This is a genomic window from Prosthecobacter algae (genome assembly GCF_039542385.1).
Lineage (GTDB): Bacteria > Verrucomicrobiota > Verrucomicrobiia > Verrucomicrobiales > Verrucomicrobiaceae > Prosthecobacter > Prosthecobacter algae.
Genome location: NZ_BAABIA010000011.1, coordinates 1 through 17,529, shown reverse-complemented (window position 1 = coordinate 17,529; position 17,529 = coordinate 1). Strand labels below are relative to the sequence as shown.

Genomic DNA, 17,529 nt, shown 5'->3' with positions numbered 1-17,529 from the left:
AAGTCAGTTCGTGTAGCGCCCGCGCACTCGCAGCCACAGACCGTTGAAGGTCGGCACGGTGAAGTAGGCATCCGCGTATCCGGTATCGAGGCTGACATTCACCTTCGATCCCGCCGGCATCGCGACCGACCCGTTGACGAGAAGAGGAATGCCGAGGCCACGGCTGTCGCCGTTTGGGAAATACTCATAAAACCAGAACGACTGGGCATACAGGCCGCCGATGGAGGCATAGCCAGGCGCGTCGCTGCAAAACAGGACCACGTTCAACTGGAAGAAAGAGTCGGCCATTCGTGGAATGGCGTCCCGGAGTGCGAGGCCCATGTGGGTGATCACCGCATCACGGGGCAGAATCAGATCTGGCACCGAGATCAGCGAGTTGTAGCTCGTCTGGCTGGTGAGCTGCAAAGGGATGAGCAGATCGAACATTTGTCCCGAGGCTCCATTGCTCTGAACAAAGGCTACGAGGGCGGCATTGTCACTGGGACTGCCACTGGTGATCTGGGACCAGGCATGATTGTGTCCGCTGGGCGGAAACGTGCTGGGTTTGCCAGTCACCTCGCTCCAGGAGCTCGGAAACGACGTCGGTTTGCCGGTCACGTTCGACCAGGTCACCGTGGGATTGCTGGCACCACCGGCACTGTTGATGGTGATCGTCTTGGTTTCCTCGTTGAGGGTGAACGTGACGTTCGATCCAGCCACCAGCCGCGCCTTAATCCAGGCCCAAGCGGCATCGGCGGCTGGATCAGGGGCGGTATCACCAGGGCGTGAGGGCGAATTGCGCAGCGTGATCGGGAAAGCCAGCGACTTGCGCGGATGAGGAAGCTCGCCGGTGATCTGCCACTCGATCTGCGCGGTCAGGGCAATGGCAGCGCTATTGGCGAGAGCGGTGCGCAAAGGCTCGGAATCTGCCAGCAAGCTGAAGGTGTAGCTCGTCTGCGCATCTGAGCCAGCCACCGTCCACGAAGTGTCGAGCAACACGGGTGAACCGCTCTCAGCTCCGGGCAGTTTTACAGTCAGCTTCCCTGTCGTGTTGGCGGGAAGAGCCACGGGCACGTTGTCCTGCTCGAACGTGACGCGGAGAACGAACAGCGTGCCCAGAATACCGCTGAGCGACGGCAGGGACGAACTCACGTTCGAGGCCGTGACCTCTCCGGTGCCTGCATTGATGCAGAGATGCTGCTGATCCATGCCAGACGCGCCATGTCAATCACACGCTCGGCAGCACCATGTAGGTCACATGAGCGCCAGCGAGAGCCGTGATGGCGCTGTTAGCGATTTCGGAAGCGAAGCGTGCGATCACCTCGCCATTAGCCGCAGCAGTGAGCGTGCCCTCAATCACCGCCAAGTTGCCCGAAGTCAGACTGCTGAGGTTGGCTGCGGCTGGCAGGTTGTAGGCACTCAGGTAGTTCACGGTTTCTGTAGTGGCCGTGAGCGTGTAGCGTGAGTTGTAATGAAGCTGGCTGAGCGCCGGGCCATTGATGCTCCATCGGCTACCAGTCGTCGTGGCAGCGGCGTTGTACGGGATGAGAAACTTGAACGAATAGCGCTTGCCGCTCTGCACCGGAAACTTCAACCCTGTGACATCAAGAAGCGTGTTGGCCGTTGCGTGACTGTTGATGACAGGGCTGGTGATTGCCACCGTAGCCGGAGTGAGCAGAGGAAGCGTTGGACCCTCCTGCGAGGCTGGCGCTCCAGGGATGGTTTCCGTGCCGCGCCAGACGTTGTTGTGCAGCACAAACTCCACCGTGTGGGAGCGATCTCCCCAGGGCACGCTGTCCGTTTCACGCCAGGCGAATTCGGCCATTAGACTCATGCGGCCCGTGTCCGTGTTTTCACCGGCGGGATCGGCGACTTTGAGCAGTTCGTTGAGCTTGTCGGTGGCGTAGTTGATCCGCCCCTCATAGACCTTGCGGGAGCTGTCCAGCGTCCAGGATTCAGCCAGGGCGCAGGTTTGATCGACCTCATACTTGCCCCAGGGTTTCACGATGAACCTGAACTGAGAAAGAGCCGGAGCCGTCCATGCCTGGCCATCACGCAGGAGTGTGAGCTGGATTTTCGCCCCCGTGCCACGCTTGGCTTCAAGCAACGCCACGGGTGAGGCAAATCCCTCAGCGACGATGAGCTGGGAGATGTCGGTATCGAAGATGAGTTTCATGTGTCGGCTTTGCGCTGTTGGTCCAGCAGGCTTTGAAAATACTCGGCCAGGCTCATGAGGTCGGGCACGAAGGCCAGACCCGTGATGCGCGGCCACTGGTAGGGATTCTTGTCAGCCGCCGACCCGAAAGCGCCCAGCACATAGGCCGCCATGTGGCGCAGCTCGCGCATCCTCATCACGCCCGTTGATCGCGGGAACTGATAGGGTTTTACTGAAGAGGATGTTCGTTTGTTCGACTTGGAGAAGTCAGTGACGCCCTTCGCCTCCCATTTGAGACCGAGCTGAGGAAAGAGCCAGGTGGCATAATCGCGAAGCAACCATGCCGGCAGCACACCTTTGTTGCGCTTCCATTCATAGGGCTTTGGTTTTGGGCGGTTGTTCATGGCAGGCTTAGCGCACGACCGCACGCGGCACGTATTCGGTGGTGATGGAGGTGAGCCAGAGCGGCTTATCGAGCAGTTGCTCGGACTGGATGCCTTTGAGCGACCAGCCCCAGGGCCAGTTAAAGGTAAAGCCCGCGCTCGAATACCAAGGCTGGGCAAAGATGTCCTTCACCAGCGGTGCATTTTGGGGCGTTAGATGACCAGGAAGCTTGTCCGTGGGTGGAGGATCGGTGGAAAGAAACGTGTCCACGACCACCACACGACTGCTGTCGAGATTGGTGTAGCGTTGATCTGCCCAACCCGTGAATGTGCCCTGCTCGTTGGTGAATGTCGTGCCGGTGATGCTGAGCGTGGTCGACGAATTAACCGGCTGGTTGTTGACCGTGATGCGACGTTTGCGCGCCTTGGGGGCCAGGATGCCTTTGCAATCCAGTGAGAGCCGCCAGACATGGCCGTTCAAATCCTCCTTCTCGATGCCGACGATCCACATGGCCGAAAAGCCCGGAGCCAGGTCACCCTGCGAGAACTGATCGGGTTTGACGGTGAGCAAATCTATCGGCCCCTCATCCCAACCCTCCTCCGGCAGACGGATGCGATTGGCTTCCATCTTGTCAGCCCCACGGGCGAGGCCTTCACACTGGAGACGATGGATGAAGACCGGACCGTCCGGCTTTGTCTGCACCTCTTTGATCCGCATGTTCGTTCGCCGTGGCGGTGCGCCGCCATGATGAAATGTGTCTTCCCGATCGGTTTGCCAGACCTGCACGGTGCTATCAAGGCCATAGGGACGGACCACCAAATCCTCGGGCTCAATCTCCAGGATGCGTTGGCCGTGTTCGATGTAAGGAGCTGCGGTCATTTCAGCGCCTCCAAAATTTGCGGCAGGATTTGAGCGACCATCTGCGCGGCCTGCTGGGTGGTGCCGTTCTCAGCGGGCGCCTTGTCGGCGGCAGCGTTTTGGGCCGCGCGCTGAGCCAGTGGGTTGTCCTGAGAGCCGCCTTTCAAACCCGGCATGAAGCGGTCGTAGGTCTGCTGCACTCGTGACCGTGCATCCTCAACACGCTGCTGGGCGCGCAGACGGGCGTCCTCAGCTGTTCCCTGGACTTCATAGGAATAGCCGTGGATACGCCGACGTCCGCCTTCCTGCCCTTGCCGGTTGGCGGCGCGTTCCTCCAGGGCACTCTTGGTTTGCGCAATGCGCAGAGCTTCCTGCTGGGATAGTCCGGTCTCTTCCGCGATGCGCCGAGCTTCCTGCTGAATGCGTGCCTGACGCTCCAAAGCATCCGCCTCCTTGTTTCGTCCCCTGGCGCGCAACTCCAAAATTTGAAGATCGCTGGCGAGACCGGAACGAGCCTGGTTCTGCTGTTCCGTCTTTTCAGCCTCGGCCTGCTGCTGACGGTCCTTTTCGCCACTGATCTGCTGCTCGAGCGTCAGGATCTCGCCTACCAGCTTCTCACGTTGCAACTCCAGTTGCAGAATCTCCTCGGTGTCCTGGCCGCCCTTGCCATCCATGTAGGCCTTGTCACGGGCGGCTTTGATCTTGGCGTCAATGTCCGTCAGGTTGCCTTTGGCGAGCTCAAGGTTTTCGTCGGGGCTGAGCTGCTTTTCCAGGTTCGCCGACTTGGCCTGCTTGATCTGCTCACGAATGCCCTGCATGCGCTTTTCCTGGGCTTCGAGTTCCCTCTGCCCTTTCTCGATGCTTGCAGCCGCCTCTCTCTGAGCGTCCGCAATCTTCCTGGCCCATTCAGCCGCTTCCCGCGCAGCCTCGCGTTGCTTCTCCTGGGCCGCCGCCGCAGCTTCTGCTTCGAGCTTAGATTCGGCCAAGGCAGTCGCCGCCTGCTCAATGCGCTCGACGAAGCTGCCATCCAACCCGCCGAAAAGGGCGACACCGGACACCGCAGCGATGTCGGCAAGTCCTGTGAGCGAATCAGCCGTCCAGGCCTTCAGCTTCAGAATGCCGCTATCAAGCTGATCGTTAAAGTCGGCCAGGCGTTGCACCTGCTCTTCGCTGAGCACCGGAGTGTCAGCGAGTGCCTGCAATTCCTCACGCCCCTGCATGAGCAGCGGGATGAGCTCCGCACCATTACGGCCCATGAGATCAAATACCTCCGCGAACCCTTCGCCACGGCCGCGTGCGCTGATGAACGCCTCGGAAAGCGCCATGATCTGCTCCTCCAGCGACATGGAACGAAGTTGGGCGGCGCTCACGCCAAGCTGTTTGAGCGATTCGGCGGTCTTTTCGCTTCCCTCCGCATCAGCCAGTGAACGGGTGAGTTTGGAGACACCGCCCACGAGTGTTTCCACATCGCTGCCGGAGAGCTTGGCCATGACACCCAGGCGCTGGAGACTTTCGACGCTGGTGTCGAGCTGGACGGAGAGATCACTGAGCCGGTCCAAGTCGTCGATGACCGACTTGAGTCCTGCGAGGGAGCCAACGGCCGTAGCAAGCTGTCCGAAGCCTCCCACCACATCGGCACTCATCGCCTTGCCCAGAGTGCTGCGGGCACGACTGGCAAAGCCTGACAGAATGCCCTGGGCCTTCGTAGCCCCGGCCTGCAGGTCCGTGTTATCCCAGCCAAGTTCGACTTTTGGTGCTGCCATCGCAGGCAGCACAGGATGTCAATGAAACCTCCCCCGCACTCGCGACCACCATCGTCCAGTTTCCGACAACCTCCGGTCAGGCCAGAGCATCGACTCTCCTTCCATCAGCCGGAGCGCATGGACGTAAGCACGTCCTCGGGAGAGCGGCAGTTGCCAGCGAATGTAATCTTCGGTCCAGCCCGTGCCGCGCGCAATCACTGCCACGTATTGCGCCTCCGACACGGGCAGGGCTAGTTTCCCAAGCCGCCTCGCTCAGAGGGTTCGGGCACGGCCTTGTTGATGCCGGCCTCATTGAAGATTTGAAGGGCGAGATTCACTGCCGCCACATGCTTCGACCGTGGCACGTTCAAGTCACCCCAGGCTTCGATGGTTTCCAAGAACAGAGAAAGATCACCGCGCACCATGCGCCATTCCTGTGGTTCGTGGCTGCACAGCCAAAGGATCTTGATCGCATCCGCCAGGAACGTGGTGAGCTGCTCCAAGGTCTTGGATAGCGGCAGCGCCCCATCGGCTGCACGCAGCTTATAGAACAATGCCTCGCGTCCTGAACTGTAGCCATGAAGCATCACGGGTTGGAAGTCGTGCTTCTGCTCGTTCCAAACATGCCATGTGTGCTCGGCATCAAAGGCGTTTTCTCGCTCCGTTTGAGCTGCGTTGAGAACAGCTTCAGGCACAGCGTCGCGGTGAACCTTGCGTGCAGGTTTCTTCGTCGGCTCGGGATCAAGCCGGAGTTTGGGTGGATGAGTTTTCATGCGATTCGGAAATGGCGTTGCACCCGGTCAAGCATGTCATCGCTCGCCTGCTCGGAAACAAAAGCGGAGCGCAGTGAGCGAGGCTTGCGAAGCAGCACGCGACGGCCCGTGGCGTGGAGATGCCGGCGGATCTGATCATGCACAGATCGGGCGTTGTAGGAGCTGACCAGCGGGTGCTGGGTCTGTTCCAGGCGACCCTCACGAAGCTGCTCGATGAGGGCTTGAGCATCATGCCGCATCCATTCACCGCTCGGAGCCTTCACCGAATGCCCGAAGCGCGGCAGTCGGAACAGTCCGTTCTCATGCTCAATCATGGGAATGCCAATCACACCCAGTGCTGCCACCAAACCGGCATCGGTGGTTTCGATCAGTTCATCTGCCTCACGCAGGCTCGGCAGTTCATCGCCGTCCGTGTAGATCGTGGCGTGACCATCACCGACCAACGTGAGCCGGATTCGATCTTCGTTGCGCAACGAAGATGCGATCATGTTGGCATTGTGACAGGCGCGCAGACCGCACAGAAATGGATGCAGCGGATCTGCCTGTTCCAGGCTGCCTGAATGCCAGTCGTTGTTCAGGCCATCCGTGGTCAGGGAGTTCCAGAGCGACTGAAGGCCGACATAAAAGGTGGTCACTTCTTCACTGCTGCGCTCATCAAGCACCACATCCGTGCGGATCGGAAACCCCAGGGCTCCCAGACAGGATGCCAGGCTCAGGCTGTGAGTGGGCCACCAGCCTTCGATCATGGCGCGATGCCTGGGAACATTTCAGCGGTGAAGCTGACCTGGGGTTCATCCGTGTCGCTCAGTTCGCGTGTCGGGTCCTTGTAGATGATCTTGCCTTCGGTGGGCGAGAACCCGTGGACGGAGCTTTGGAAATTGGCGAGCGCCGTGATGGCGGTGCCTGGGTGCTGATCGGCAAAGCCTGTGGCACTGTTGCCCACGATGATGCCGGAGAACTCAAAGGTGATGCGCGGGTTCTCGGCACGGACGTAGGACACCATGCGCTGGCTGTTCTTGCGCTCCACATACTCGCGTGTCGGCTTGATGGAGAGCTTGGTGACCAGCACACCGGTCTCGTCGGTGAGATCGTAGGCAGGACGTGTTCCGTGTTCGATGATGGCTTGCACTGGCATGGCTGTGCTCAGGCGGCGGGTGTCAATTCAGCGGACTGCGCGCTGATCGAGAACCGCGTGGTGTGATTGCGAGTTCGATCCTCACGATTCAACTCACTCTCACTGCGAGTAATCCTCAGGCGGCGGATGTCCCAACCCGTGCGATCAACTTCAGGTAGCGTAGCAAGCCATGCGAACAAAGCTCCACGGTTGGTCAGTGCAGATCGCAGTGAAGCCACCCAGATCGCCTCCGTCAGCACCGGGGTTTCATCGGCATGAGTGTGGAGGACCAGAATGCCATTCGCCTCGATCAACTTGGTGTGCGGAAACTCCAACGTGTCGATGTGGCAAACGACGCAGGGCCTCTGCCGTGCCGCCATTTCCAAGCCAATGCCAATGTTCAGAGTGGCTGGCAGTCCGTTCTGCTGCCTGACATGCGTGAGGTAATCGGCGAGCAGTTTGGCGAGACGGTATTCGAGCGAGGGTTGATCATTCACGCTCTACTTGCCCTGTCGAAACGCACGGGCAGCCATGGCCTTGAGTTTTTCGGCCATGGCATTCTGAAGCCTTGTTCGAGCCCGGCGTTCCGCCTGGCGAAGCTGGGCATCGTTGCAGGCTTCAGGCGCATAGCTCACCTGGTTCTGGAGCTCGATGTTGGCTCCTTTGTCGCCGCGTTTCACCACTGCCGTGCCCTGCGAAGTTTTGTGGGCTCCGGTGTTCGCCCATCTGGGAATGCCGCGCACGGTGCCACCGAGTGATTTGGCCGCCGCGATCCAGCCCGCTTTCACCGCCCCGATCTGCCTCTGCACTTTGGTGATGTAGCGATCAAGAGCCTCACCCTTGGAAATCACCGCCAGAGTTTTGGCACTGTCAGGCACGCGGCCATAGCGGGCGGTGCGTGCGTTCTTGTGCAGGTCCGGGCGGATGGCTCCGATGGGAATGCCCGCCTTGGCGCACAGTTTGCGCAGGATGCGCCGAGCCTTTTCCGGTTCGCCGTTCTTGTCGGCACGCCAGTATTCACGAGCAAGCGCGGGATCAGCGGCTTCGAGTTGTTTGAAGGCTGTGCCGAGGTTGTCAGCACGTTTAAAGATACGGTTGATGTCCGCTTTGATGCGAGCCGCGAGTTTCTTGAAGGGTTTGTCCGTCAGACCAAACGGCAGCGTGATCCGCGCACTCTCCACGGCAAGCGTGCGTACTTCCTGGATGAGCAGTTTGTCCATGGGGCGCTGCACTTCTTTGGGGAAAAGAGCGATCTGCTTTTTCAACGGATCAAGACCCGTGACTTTGCCAGTGACGCGCATGTCAGGGGTCAACGGGGCCAAGCTCCAGGGTGACGATGGCGTGAGGAGGACGGTTCATCACAGCTTTGATGCGGTAGTCCTTGTCGTTCCAACGCACGATCTGACCGCTGTGCGGAATGTCAGGGATGGAAGTGCGCAGCACCTTGGCATTGAAGCGCACTTCATCGACTTCACCGCCCAGCATGAGCTCACCGGAAAGCATGGGTTCGGAGACCAGGGCCAACGTGGGCTGCCCCTGGTAGAAAATGACCTTGCCGAAGTCCTGGAGGATTTCAGAAAAGTCAGCGGCGATTTCGTCGTGGATGGACATGCCACGCGTGTCACGTCAAAACGAAACAGCCCTCTCCGCACGAGGCGAAGAGGGCTGCACCCGAACCCGAGGCCCACGCCCCGAGAATTTTTACTAAAACACCAGCGCCATGGTGAGTGATTTGTCGGTGTTGTTACCACCAGCAGCTTCCACCACGACCTTGGCCCGAATGTATTGCCGCACATCGGATGGCAGGCGCACTTTGCGAATGGCAGCGGCAGAACCGACTCCGCCCGCGCCTGTGACTTCCATGGAGGCCAGGGCAGCGATGGTGGCGAACGTGATGCCGTCTTCCGAGTCCTCCAGTGTTACCGTGGCCTTCTTCGTGTCCGCCAGTGAAGGCAGGGCTGGAAGCGCGAGTTCCACCTCGAAGTGGCACTCATGGGGAGGTTTCTGGATCAGGTTGAACGGATCAGTGGTTGCTGTGGCAGCAGCGGCAGGCAGGGCCACCGTGTGGATGAGTTCAGCATCTTTGAGTGAGTGCATGATGATTTGGTGAATGAGGTTCAGTTAAGCGAATCACGTCTCGTCGTTGGCGATGGAGGCCGTGCGGATGATCGGGATGCCTTCCCATTCGGTGGGCAGTGGCGCGGGCGTGCCGTTGGCGGTGGTGGCCGTGCGGCTGTTGCGCAACTGTTCGCGGGAGCGCCCGTTCATGAGGATGTGCGTCGGCTCGAAGCCGAAGTCGGTGAACTTCTCGTAGGCCGAATAGAGCAGCGCGTCGTTGAGGCTCTTTTTGCCGTTGCCGGACTCTTCCACGTTCTTGATGCGCACCGCGCAGTTGCGGTTGGCCAGGCGCATCCCGATACGACCTGTCATCCAGTTGGTGTAGGCCTTGTAGGGATTGCCTTCGGCATCATAGACCGTTTCCAGATCCCAGGTGTCTTGGAGGCGGATGGACTGTGCGTTGCCGAACAGGAACTCGACACACTCACGGCCTAGGCGCAGGAACCAGACCGAGGATTTGGAAGCCGCACCACCGGCATCCACCAGATGCGCGGCATCGGCTTTGATCTGCGCAAGCAGACCGGGGAAGCCTTTGCTGTCGTTGCCGGTGCCATAATAAAACTGCGAGCCGATGTATTGCATCGCCGCTTCGATCACGCCCGAGGCATGGTTTTCGAGCAGGCGACCTGGATCACGGGCACCATCCACGATCTGCGCATCCACAGCGATCTGGTGATCGAGGATGTGCGTTTGGAAGGTGCGTGTTTCGTAGCTGGACTTGCTGCGAGGCACGCCCTCGTTGGCGTTGCGGAAGCGCACGGAAGGCAGGCCGGTGCGGACGGTCAGTTCCATCGTGGTGCCGGTCATGGTATCGGCGGGCACGACGGTGAGTTCGGGAGCCATTTTCACGGCTTCCTCAATGAGCGGGTAGCCGATACCGGCGTCCAGCTTGGCGATGTCGAGAAGAGTTGGGACAGACATGGAGGTCTAGGAGTTGAGGGTGTGTGATTGGGATGGATCAGGCTTTGGCGAACTGGCGGTTCCAGACCTCGGCGGCGGTGGCGGGCGCTTTGTCCCCGGCGGGTGTGATCTTGGCGGGCACCTGCGTGCCCATTTCAGCGGCGATCTGCGCGGCTTTGGCGGCAGCACGCTTGTCGAGATCCTGCTCGCGGGCGTTGAGGTCACGCACCTGCGTTTCGAGTTCGCCCGCACGCTTGCTGTGACGCTCGACATCACCCTGAACAGCGATGAGCTGGCCTTTGAGTGTGTCACGCTCCGTGCAGACCTGCTGCAAGGCCGTCTGATGAGACTGCTCCTTGGCGGTGAGGCTGGCTTTAAAAGTTTCGACTTGGGCGGAGGCGTCGGACATCAAGCTCTCGCGAGCTTTGGCATCGGCTTCCAAGGTTTGAATGCGAGCAAGCGCATCAGTGAGTTGTTCTTCGGCGGTTTTCATCGAGGTGGATGTCCGGGAAGGCGTGTCAACTCGGGCGGCGATGGAGCGCAGACGGGCGATCACCTCGTCGCGACTCTTGACCGTGCCGGCCAGGTTGAAGCGCTGAGCCTTGCGGGCGCTAAAACTCTGCCCTTCCATCGCCTCGTCCGGGATCTTGCGACCACGCGCGAGCACGGCGCTTTTGAAGTCAGCGGCGACTTCTTCAATGTCGGACTGGATCAACGCACGCTGCTCTTCGCTCAGCGACACACCCGGCGTGCCCATGCCCTTGAACTTGCCTGCGGCGAACACTTCTACTTTTAATCCCTGGCTACGGAACTTTTCGGCGCTGTCGATGAACGGCAGCATCACGCCAATGGAGCCTACGCGAGCGCTGGGTGTGGCATAGACAGCATCGCACTGGGACGCGATCCAGTAGGCCGCGCTGCACATCTGGCCTGCACTGAAGGCGTGGATGGATTTGAGCTTGGCGGCATCCGCCACAGCCTGGGCCAGCTCGGGCGTTCCATTGACCGTTCCGCCCGGTGAGTCGATGTCCAGCAGGATGGATTTTACTGCATCTTGAGCGACCGCTTCTTGAATCGCCTCCGCCACCTGGTTCATGTCGGTCGCACCGAAGAGCAGCGACGAAATCAAATCCGGGTCGCGCATGAGCGGGCCGTGGATGCGGATGATGCCAACACCCTCTTCCACGGATAGCAGCGGGTTCGATGACGGCTCAGGGAGCGTCAGACGCGCATCGAAGAACGCCACGGCTTGAGCTGCCATGCTGTGCATGGCCTCGGAGGTGATGAGCCAGGGCTGGCGGGAGAAAAGCGAATCGAGCGCGGTCACGCCCCGCTTGGAGTGTCAACGGCAGCAGGCGGCGGTGCAGGCACGGCAGAGCCGCCGCTTGGCTTCCAGAGCATGTCGAGAGGCACACTGTATTTGGCGGCGGTTTCGAGGATCATCTTCGCGTCCCGCGCACGCCGTTCCAGTTCCTCACCGAAGTCCGCGCCCAGTTCCTCGTAATGGTCGCTGATGGTTTTGAGTCCCATCTCCACGTCGGAGCGATTCTGCTGGGCTTCACGACCTGCATCGACACTGAGCTTGCGTGGACACACGCAGCTAATCTTCCACCAGCCCTGGACGGCGGGCAGTTCGCCACGAGCAATCGCATCGCCGATCACATAGAACCACACCGGTTTGATCAGTCGTTGAATGAGGATCATCTGACGGTAGGAGAACCGTCGATCTGCTTTGGCCACCACCAATCGAACACCCGCCCCGCCAACCTTGGATGAGTCCGCCGCAAATTCATACGGCAGCACGCCAAGCGCGGAGTCACGGCGCAGATGCTCCAGGAACCCGGTGAACGTTGGACTGGGCCGTTTCGGCTCGAAGGAATCGAGTGATTCGTTGGGCTTGAGGGCGACGAGCTTTCCGCCAGTGATCTGCTGAAGTGACGATGGGCTGCTGGCTTCGCTGGCGGCGGCCTGATCACCTTCGATGGCAAAATCTGAATCATCCTTCAGATCACCTGTTTCCGTCTTCAGCACACGGGTGACGTCGCAGTTGTCCTTCACGGCGTGCTTTTCCAAAGCGATCAGCTCCATCTCGTCGATGATGTGATTGATGGAATGCTGGATCGTCGGGGCGTTGCGAACGCTCGTGGCATTCTCCGGCTCAAACACATGCAGCACGCTTTGCGCAGGCAGTTCTCGACCGCCTTTGTCTTCGATCACGCGATATGAAACGGGCGCTCCCCAGGCATCCAGGGTGATGCCGTGGTAGCTTTTTGCGGACGTGTTGCCATCACCGATGCGGTGGGACTCGATCAACTGGAGCGCGGCCAGTCCAAGTCGGCTGCGGGTGAGGTGAATGAAGTATTCACCGTCCACATCCATGCCGCGACAGACCAGCGATTGCACTTCCTCGAAGCTGAACCTGCCGGTGATTTCACACCTTGCCGACCATGCTCGGAAATAGGCTTCGGCTTTGCGATTCCATTCCGGGTCATCTGACTGTGCCTGCGGGCGAATGCCATCCCCTGTGGAATAGATCGCCATGTTGCTGACCATCTCACGCACGAAACCGGAGTTCTTGGCGAGGTAACGCGAACGCTTCACCAACTCACGATGAACATGAGGCGTGAGGTCCTGCTTCGCATCACGCGGTGAGGCACCAGGCACCTGACCTCGGCGCGGCGATGGATTGGCGGATTCGTAGATCGAGCTGATGGCCTTGGGCTTGAACCAGTCGTTCACCCATTGGAGAAGTGGATTCATGGGGCGATACGGCGTATGTGGGAAGTGGTGATCCGGCGGCGACGTTCATAGGTGTTTGGAGCCAGAACGCGCAGCGCATGGACGCATTCATCGAGCGTCTCCTTCACGGTCATCGGGAACTGCTTTGAAGCGTTTGAACCGCTGTCGCCCCAACTCATGAGGGTCTTGCCCTCCAAAAGCATCTGCTTGGCCTTCGCCTGGATGCTTAGAACTTCTGCGACGGTGAAGCCGACGGTGAACAAACCTTGCGCCATGCTCGGGCGTGAGCTGTCAACGAGTCGTGGGCTGCTTCAGGTCACGTTTGATCTCATCCACGGTTAGCCGGATGTAGTTCACGTCCGTCTTCACCACATCCGTGCTGCGTTCCAGGAGTTGGATCTTCACGTCGTGGGATTCAAGTCGCTGCCGGTCCTCGTTGCGCAACAGTTCCAGGTGGCGAAGCGTGCTGGTGTGAACACCCCAGGCCGTTGCACCGGCGATGACCAGAGAGAGGATCTGAACGACATGCCCGAGGCTGATGGTGGAATCATAACGTGGCTGGGTCATGGGTTGATGAGCTTGAGGATGGAGACTGGTGTGATGAACCCAAGGGTGACAAGGCTGCCGCTCCCCTTCAGCGGACGAATGCGTGCGGTGATCCAGTCGCCTTCGCGTTCTTTGGCATCGGTGCTTGGATCGAGTGATGTGTTGCCCTCAATGGTGGACATGCTCAGACCACGCACAGCAGTGACGATGCCGGCATGACCGTTGTTAGTGCTGCCATGACGAGCGAGCCAGATGGCACCAGGAGCCGCAGTTGGTGACAGCAGACCCAGCTTGCGGAAGTTGGCTGCGCTGGTGACGCAGTGGGGCGTCATCGTTGCCTGCCAGCGTTTGATCTGCTCCGGTGTGGCAGAAAGCGAACGCAGCGCGGCAAGCACCATACCTTCACAGAACGCGGCGCAATAGGCCCAGCCAGGTTCCCATGGAGCGGAGCGCATGAGCGAGCGCAGTTCATCGACCAGGGCGCGATCAGGTCCAGTCGTGCTGGGGTTGTCCCACTCGGCGTTGGGTTTTACTTCGCGCAGGCCAATGAACCGGCTCGCCTGTCGCATCACCGCCGTTGCAAGAGCGTCGGAGGTCATTTCTTCCTCCAGTTGATGCGCAGACGACCATAGGCGGCGGTGGCGAGACCGCCGAACTCGGCAATGGTGTCCCAGTTGGCGGCGGCAATGGCCACCATGCCCTGAGCTTCGTCCGTGGGGAGATGCAGACCGAAGAGACGGCCAAGAGCACCGACCGCAGAAATGACGATGCCCGCGTAAGTGAGCTTGCCCTGAAGAGTTTGAGTGGGGTTCATGCCCCCTGGAGCCGTGTCAATCTGCGGTGGCTTCGTTGTCCTCGTTGATCTCGGCATCCGCCTTCACCGACTCCTGACCGACGAGCTTGAGCATCACCGCTGCGGCCACCTGCATGGCTTCACAATCCCAGTAATGATTGGGGCGCTTGCCGATGCGTTCCCACAACCACTTGCCGCCTTTGCGCACGCGCTGCTCGCTCTCCATCTGCGTGAGGTAGTCGTCGCCGGCATCCTCGGCGATTTCCCAGGTGGCACCACGCTCCGGGTCCTGATTGCGGCGCAGTCGCGCGAGCATGTCTTTGATGTTGAGGTTCGACCAGTAGAACACCGAGCAAGTCTGGCCGCGTCCTAGCACCACCTTGCGACGCGGCGAGTAGAACCGATGCACACTGCGGCCTTCCTTGGTGCGGTGAACATAGGTGGCACGGCGGTCGCCCATGAGAGCCACCCAGCCGTGCTTGGCGCATTCGCGATACACGTCATAGGTGGCGTGGCCGGCATCGACAAACACCAGGTTGGAGTGAATGGTGAAGCGTTCCTGCAAGCTCAGTACTTCGTCCCAGGTGGGCACGCGTTCACGCCACACCAAACGCGAAGAACCCTCCAACGACCAGCCGCGCACGATCACGAAGAAGTGATCCATCTGGCAGTCCACCGTCATGAATCGAAGCGGTGCCGCAGCCAGTGACGGATCGAAGGGGGGCGTGAGGAACTTGCCCTGCCTGTTCACTGCCGCCTCATCGTCCCAGGTTTCACCCAGACGGTAGCCGCTTGGAGTGATCTCCAATTTAAAATCCTCCAGGTAGTCGCGCCATGGCAAAGCAAGGCGCTTCTGGTAGAACTGACGCAGTGGTTCCAGATCACCTCGTTTTGCCACAGCCTTCGCCCGCAGATAGAGCTCAGCGAGACGGCCCCAGCTCATGGCGCACAGCGCGTTCCAATGGAACCCCACGTTCTCAGTCGAGGCGTTCAAGTTGGTGGCCACATAGCGCCCCGAGGTGTTGAGCAGACGTCGTGTGCGGTCGCTGTCCTCAAAGGCGTGGTTGCAGCCTTCGCAGTTAAGCGAGGCCGTTTCACGAACGCGGGCGAAGTTCCATTCGCCATCATCATCGCGTGCGTCCTTGCTCCACTCGACGTTGTCCCACTTGAAGGGCTGCCGCAGTCCGCAGTGAGGGCACTCAAAAGTCCACTCGCGCATGTCCGTGGTTTCAAACTTGCGGTGAGTGTCATCGTTCTCTTCCCCGCCCTGGGACATGAAGAGGCACTTGCCCAGCCAGCCGAAGGCGGTGACACGGGCTTCCGCCTCCGCCATGTGTCCCACGGGCCAGCGCCATGTCTCATCACCGATCAGCCAGCGGATGGAGCGGCGTTGCAGGTTGGTCTTGTTGTGGGCACCGAGCACCCACAGCGTCATGCCGTTCGAGAAATGCTTGGTGCTCGTCTTGAGTTTGTGTCGGTCACGCGGGTAGAGCGCCTGCACGCTGGGACATTCATCGAAGATGCGTCCAAGCCTGCTTTCGGCCTGGTCCTTGGCATCATCGTCCGTCTGGTCGAGCCACAGCGCAGGGCCGGGCAAATTGGCGATGATGTAGCAGAGGCCGATCTCACCAATCGTGGTCTTGCTCGATTGAATCGCGGCGATGATCGAGACGATGCGTGCCTTGGGATCAACCAGTGCTTCCAGCGGTTCCTTCAACCACGGTGAGTTGTCCGCACGAAACCTGCCCGGCACCGGGGAATAGGGGATCGAGTGGACATGCTCCTCGGCCCAAGCCCATGGGGGTCGGCGGTCAGGAGGCCGCCAAATCTGGCAGCCGATCTCGCGCAGCGTATCACCCATGGCCTTGGTTGAGGAGCGTCAGCACTTCGTCGATGGCCTTGCGATTCTCCTCCTGAATGCCGGTGGCATCGAGCCCGGAAAGGATGGGTGGCAGTTCATTTTCAAACTTGTTGCGCAACAGGCTCGTGACCCGTCCAGCAATCCGCGTCCATTCCTGCCTCACCTCATCTATGGCAACATAGAGACCCTTGCGCACCGCCACCTTGAGTTCGCGTTCCTCCACCTCGGCCAGCAGTTTGCGTGCGCGCAGGGCGGTTTCGAGATCCGTTGTTGGAGTGCCTCCCTTGAGATCATGCTGCTTCATGAACTCGCGCCATGCGGCCACATCGTGCAGACCATTGGCGGCTGGGGTTGGCGCATCCTTCCGCTTTTTCCATGTCGTGATCGACTGGCGTGTGACACCGAGAATGTCGGCGAGATCCACGAAGTTCCTCGCGAAGGCCGGTCCCACCTTGTCACCGCCCACAGTGTTGCTGGCCACATTTTGGAGCATGGCCCGCTCCGCACGAGTCAGCTTTCCGCCTTTGTGAACACGTTGAACGAGATTGGCGAGATCCTTGTTGAGGAGCTTGCGAGCGAGATCGGGCGGCAGCGATGATTCCATGACTCCGCTGGCTGCGGAGTCAACGTCACTTCATCTCCAGCAGCTTCATCAGTGCCACCACGGCATAGCCACGCGGTGTGGCGCGCTCCTGTTCCCAGTTTTCCAGCGTGCGCTTGCTGATGCCCAGAAACTCCGCCGCATCGCGCTGGCTGAACGCCTTCTTCTCTCGCCACGCCTGAAGCGCGCGGGCAAATTTGCGGGGAGTCACCCCTTTGGGAAGTTTCATGGCAGCCATACGCAAGTCACGCATAGCCCGCATCTGACGTCAACGCCGTTGACACTTCTCGCGGTGCGTGAGTATTCCCATTTACTGCGCCCACACGCGGCTGATTGATCCCAACACGCTGAAGCCCAATCCGGCCAATCCGAACCGGCACAGTGCGCATCAGATCGCCTTGCTGGCCTCCATCATTCAAGAGCAAGGCTGGCGGAACTCGATCACCCTCTCCAAACGCAGCGGCATGATCGTGCGCGGACATGGCCGGCTGGAGGCCGCACTACTGATCGGCTGTGAATCCGTGCCAGTGGATGAGCAGGACTATGCCAGCGAAGCCGAGGAACTCGCCGATTTGCTCGCCGACAACCGCCTCGCAGAACTGGCGGAACTCGATGAAGGAGATCTGAAGCGGTTGCTCAAATCCATTCAGGAAAGCGATCCATCCTTTGATCTCGAACTCACCGGCTTTGCCGAAGACGAGATCCGCAAATTGTTCGACGCCGAAGACCCCGCCGAGGAGATGGAAATCATCCCCCGCATGGAGTGTCAGGCGTTCGAGCACCACGACTACCTCGTCTTCATGTTCCATGACCTGCGCGACTGGATGCAGGTGCTTCAACTCATGGGCGTGCGCGAGGTGGATTACTCGATCACACGAACCACCAAAAAACTCGGCATCGGCCGTGTCCTCTATGGAAAACGCCTCCTCGATCTCTGCAAACGGGCCGCTCTGGCCGGAACTCCAA

The 17,529-nt window shown here is 60.0% G+C and carries 23 protein-coding genes; 1 reads left to right on the top strand and 22 read right to left on the bottom strand.

Features of this window, described 5'->3' with window-relative positions; genetic code table 11:
• Positions 1-3: 3 nt before the first annotated feature.
• The 22 genes from ABEB25_RS21765 to ABEB25_RS21660 form a co-directional block, all read right to left on the bottom strand.
• Positions 4-1,188, bottom strand: coding sequence for a hypothetical protein (locus tag ABEB25_RS21765; protein WP_345738557.1), 1,185 nt, complete (start codon positions 1,186-1,188; stop codon positions 4-6).
• Positions 1,189-1,207: 19 nt separating this feature from the next.
• On the bottom strand, positions 1,208-2,155 hold the full coding sequence (locus tag ABEB25_RS21760; protein ID WP_345738556.1) for a hypothetical protein: 948 nt from the start codon (positions 2,153-2,155) through the stop codon (positions 1,208-1,210).
• Positions 2,152-2,538, bottom strand: a complete 387-nt coding sequence (locus ABEB25_RS21755) for a hypothetical protein (RefSeq protein WP_345738555.1) — start codon at positions 2,536-2,538, stop codon at positions 2,152-2,154. The genes ABEB25_RS21760 and ABEB25_RS21755 overlap by 4 nt, the downstream gene beginning before the upstream one ends.
• Before the next feature lie 7 nt (positions 2,539-2,545).
• Positions 2,546-3,397, bottom strand: a complete 852-nt coding sequence (locus ABEB25_RS21750; protein WP_345738554.1) for a hypothetical protein — start codon at positions 3,395-3,397, stop codon at positions 2,546-2,548.
• Entirely contained in the window at positions 3,394-5,139 is a 1,746-nt protein-coding gene (locus ABEB25_RS21745; protein WP_345738553.1) for a coiled-coil domain-containing protein, read from the bottom strand. The genes ABEB25_RS21750 and ABEB25_RS21745 overlap by 4 nt, the downstream gene beginning before the upstream one ends.
• Before the next feature lie 230 nt (positions 5,140-5,369).
• Positions 5,370-5,891: a hypothetical protein gene (locus tag ABEB25_RS21740; RefSeq protein WP_345738552.1), complete on the bottom strand. Its 522-nt coding sequence runs from the start codon at positions 5,889-5,891 to the stop codon at positions 5,370-5,372.
• Positions 5,888-6,637: a hypothetical protein gene (locus ABEB25_RS21735; RefSeq protein WP_345738551.1), complete on the bottom strand. Its 750-nt coding sequence runs from the start codon at positions 6,635-6,637 to the stop codon at positions 5,888-5,890. The genes ABEB25_RS21740 and ABEB25_RS21735 overlap by 4 nt, the downstream gene beginning before the upstream one ends.
• A complete protein-coding gene (locus ABEB25_RS21730; protein WP_345738550.1) occupies positions 6,634-7,026 on the bottom strand; it encodes a hypothetical protein in 393 nt (130 codons plus the stop codon). Before ABEB25_RS21730 ends, ABEB25_RS21735 begins: the two co-directional genes overlap by 4 nt.
• Positions 7,027-7,034: 8 nt before the next feature.
• On the bottom strand, positions 7,035-7,502 hold the full coding sequence (locus tag ABEB25_RS21725) for a hypothetical protein (RefSeq protein ID WP_345738549.1): 468 nt from the start codon (positions 7,500-7,502) through the stop codon (positions 7,035-7,037).
• Between the two features lie 3 nt (positions 7,503-7,505).
• Positions 7,506-8,306, bottom strand: a complete 801-nt coding sequence (locus ABEB25_RS21720) for a hypothetical protein (protein ID WP_345738548.1) — start codon at positions 8,304-8,306, stop codon at positions 7,506-7,508.
• 1 nt (position 8,307) lies between these two features.
• On the bottom strand, positions 8,308-8,616 hold the full coding sequence (locus ABEB25_RS21715; RefSeq protein ID WP_345738547.1) for a hypothetical protein: 309 nt from the start codon (positions 8,614-8,616) through the stop codon (positions 8,308-8,310).
• Positions 8,617-8,709: 93 nt separating this feature from the next.
• Positions 8,710-9,102: a hypothetical protein gene (locus ABEB25_RS21710; RefSeq protein WP_345738546.1), complete on the bottom strand. Its 393-nt coding sequence runs from the start codon at positions 9,100-9,102 to the stop codon at positions 8,710-8,712.
• A gap of 33 nt (positions 9,103-9,135) precedes the next feature.
• Positions 9,136-10,044, bottom strand: coding sequence for a major capsid protein (locus tag ABEB25_RS21705; protein WP_345738545.1), 909 nt, complete (start codon positions 10,042-10,044; stop codon positions 9,136-9,138).
• Between the two features lie 37 nt (positions 10,045-10,081).
• Positions 10,082-11,350: a S49 family peptidase gene (locus ABEB25_RS21700; protein ID WP_345738544.1), complete on the bottom strand. Its 1,269-nt coding sequence runs from the start codon at positions 11,348-11,350 to the stop codon at positions 10,082-10,084.
• Positions 11,347-12,783: a phage portal protein gene (locus ABEB25_RS21695; RefSeq protein ID WP_345738543.1), complete on the bottom strand. Its 1,437-nt coding sequence runs from the start codon at positions 12,781-12,783 to the stop codon at positions 11,347-11,349. Before ABEB25_RS21695 ends, ABEB25_RS21700 begins: the two co-directional genes overlap by 4 nt.
• Entirely contained in the window at positions 12,780-13,037 is a 258-nt protein-coding gene (locus ABEB25_RS21690) for a hypothetical protein (RefSeq protein WP_345738542.1), read from the bottom strand. Before ABEB25_RS21690 ends, ABEB25_RS21695 begins: the two co-directional genes overlap by 4 nt.
• Before the next feature lie 16 nt (positions 13,038-13,053).
• Entirely contained in the window at positions 13,054-13,329 is a 276-nt protein-coding gene (locus tag ABEB25_RS21685) for a hypothetical protein (RefSeq protein WP_345738541.1), read from the bottom strand.
• Positions 13,326-13,907 carry a CHAP domain-containing protein gene (locus tag ABEB25_RS21680; protein WP_345738540.1) on the bottom strand — a complete coding sequence of 194 codons (582 nt, stop codon included), beginning with the start codon at positions 13,905-13,907 and terminating at the stop codon, positions 13,326-13,328. The genes ABEB25_RS21685 and ABEB25_RS21680 overlap by 4 nt, the downstream gene beginning before the upstream one ends.
• Entirely contained in the window at positions 13,904-14,122 is a 219-nt protein-coding gene (locus tag ABEB25_RS21675) for a hypothetical protein (RefSeq protein WP_345738539.1), read from the bottom strand. The genes ABEB25_RS21680 and ABEB25_RS21675 overlap by 4 nt, the downstream gene beginning before the upstream one ends.
• Positions 14,123-14,138: 16 nt before the next feature.
• Positions 14,139-15,962, bottom strand: coding sequence for a terminase gpA endonuclease subunit (locus ABEB25_RS21670; protein ID WP_345738538.1), 1,824 nt, complete (start codon positions 15,960-15,962; stop codon positions 14,139-14,141).
• The gene (locus ABEB25_RS21665) at positions 15,955-16,566 is read right to left on the bottom strand and encodes a hypothetical protein (RefSeq protein ID WP_345738537.1); all 612 of its coding nucleotides are present in this window, start codon (positions 16,564-16,566) and stop codon (positions 15,955-15,957) included. The genes ABEB25_RS21670 and ABEB25_RS21665 overlap by 8 nt, the downstream gene beginning before the upstream one ends.
• Positions 16,567-16,591: 25 nt before the next feature.
• Entirely contained in the window at positions 16,592-16,792 is a 201-nt protein-coding gene (locus ABEB25_RS21660; protein ID WP_345738536.1) for a helix-turn-helix domain-containing protein, read from the bottom strand.
• A gap of 67 nt (positions 16,793-16,859) precedes the next feature.
• Between ABEB25_RS21660 and ABEB25_RS21655 the strand changes: the two genes are divergently transcribed.
• Positions 16,860-17,529 (top strand): ParB/Srx family N-terminal domain-containing protein (locus tag ABEB25_RS21655; protein WP_345738535.1); only part of this gene is annotated, 670 nt, incomplete at its 3' end.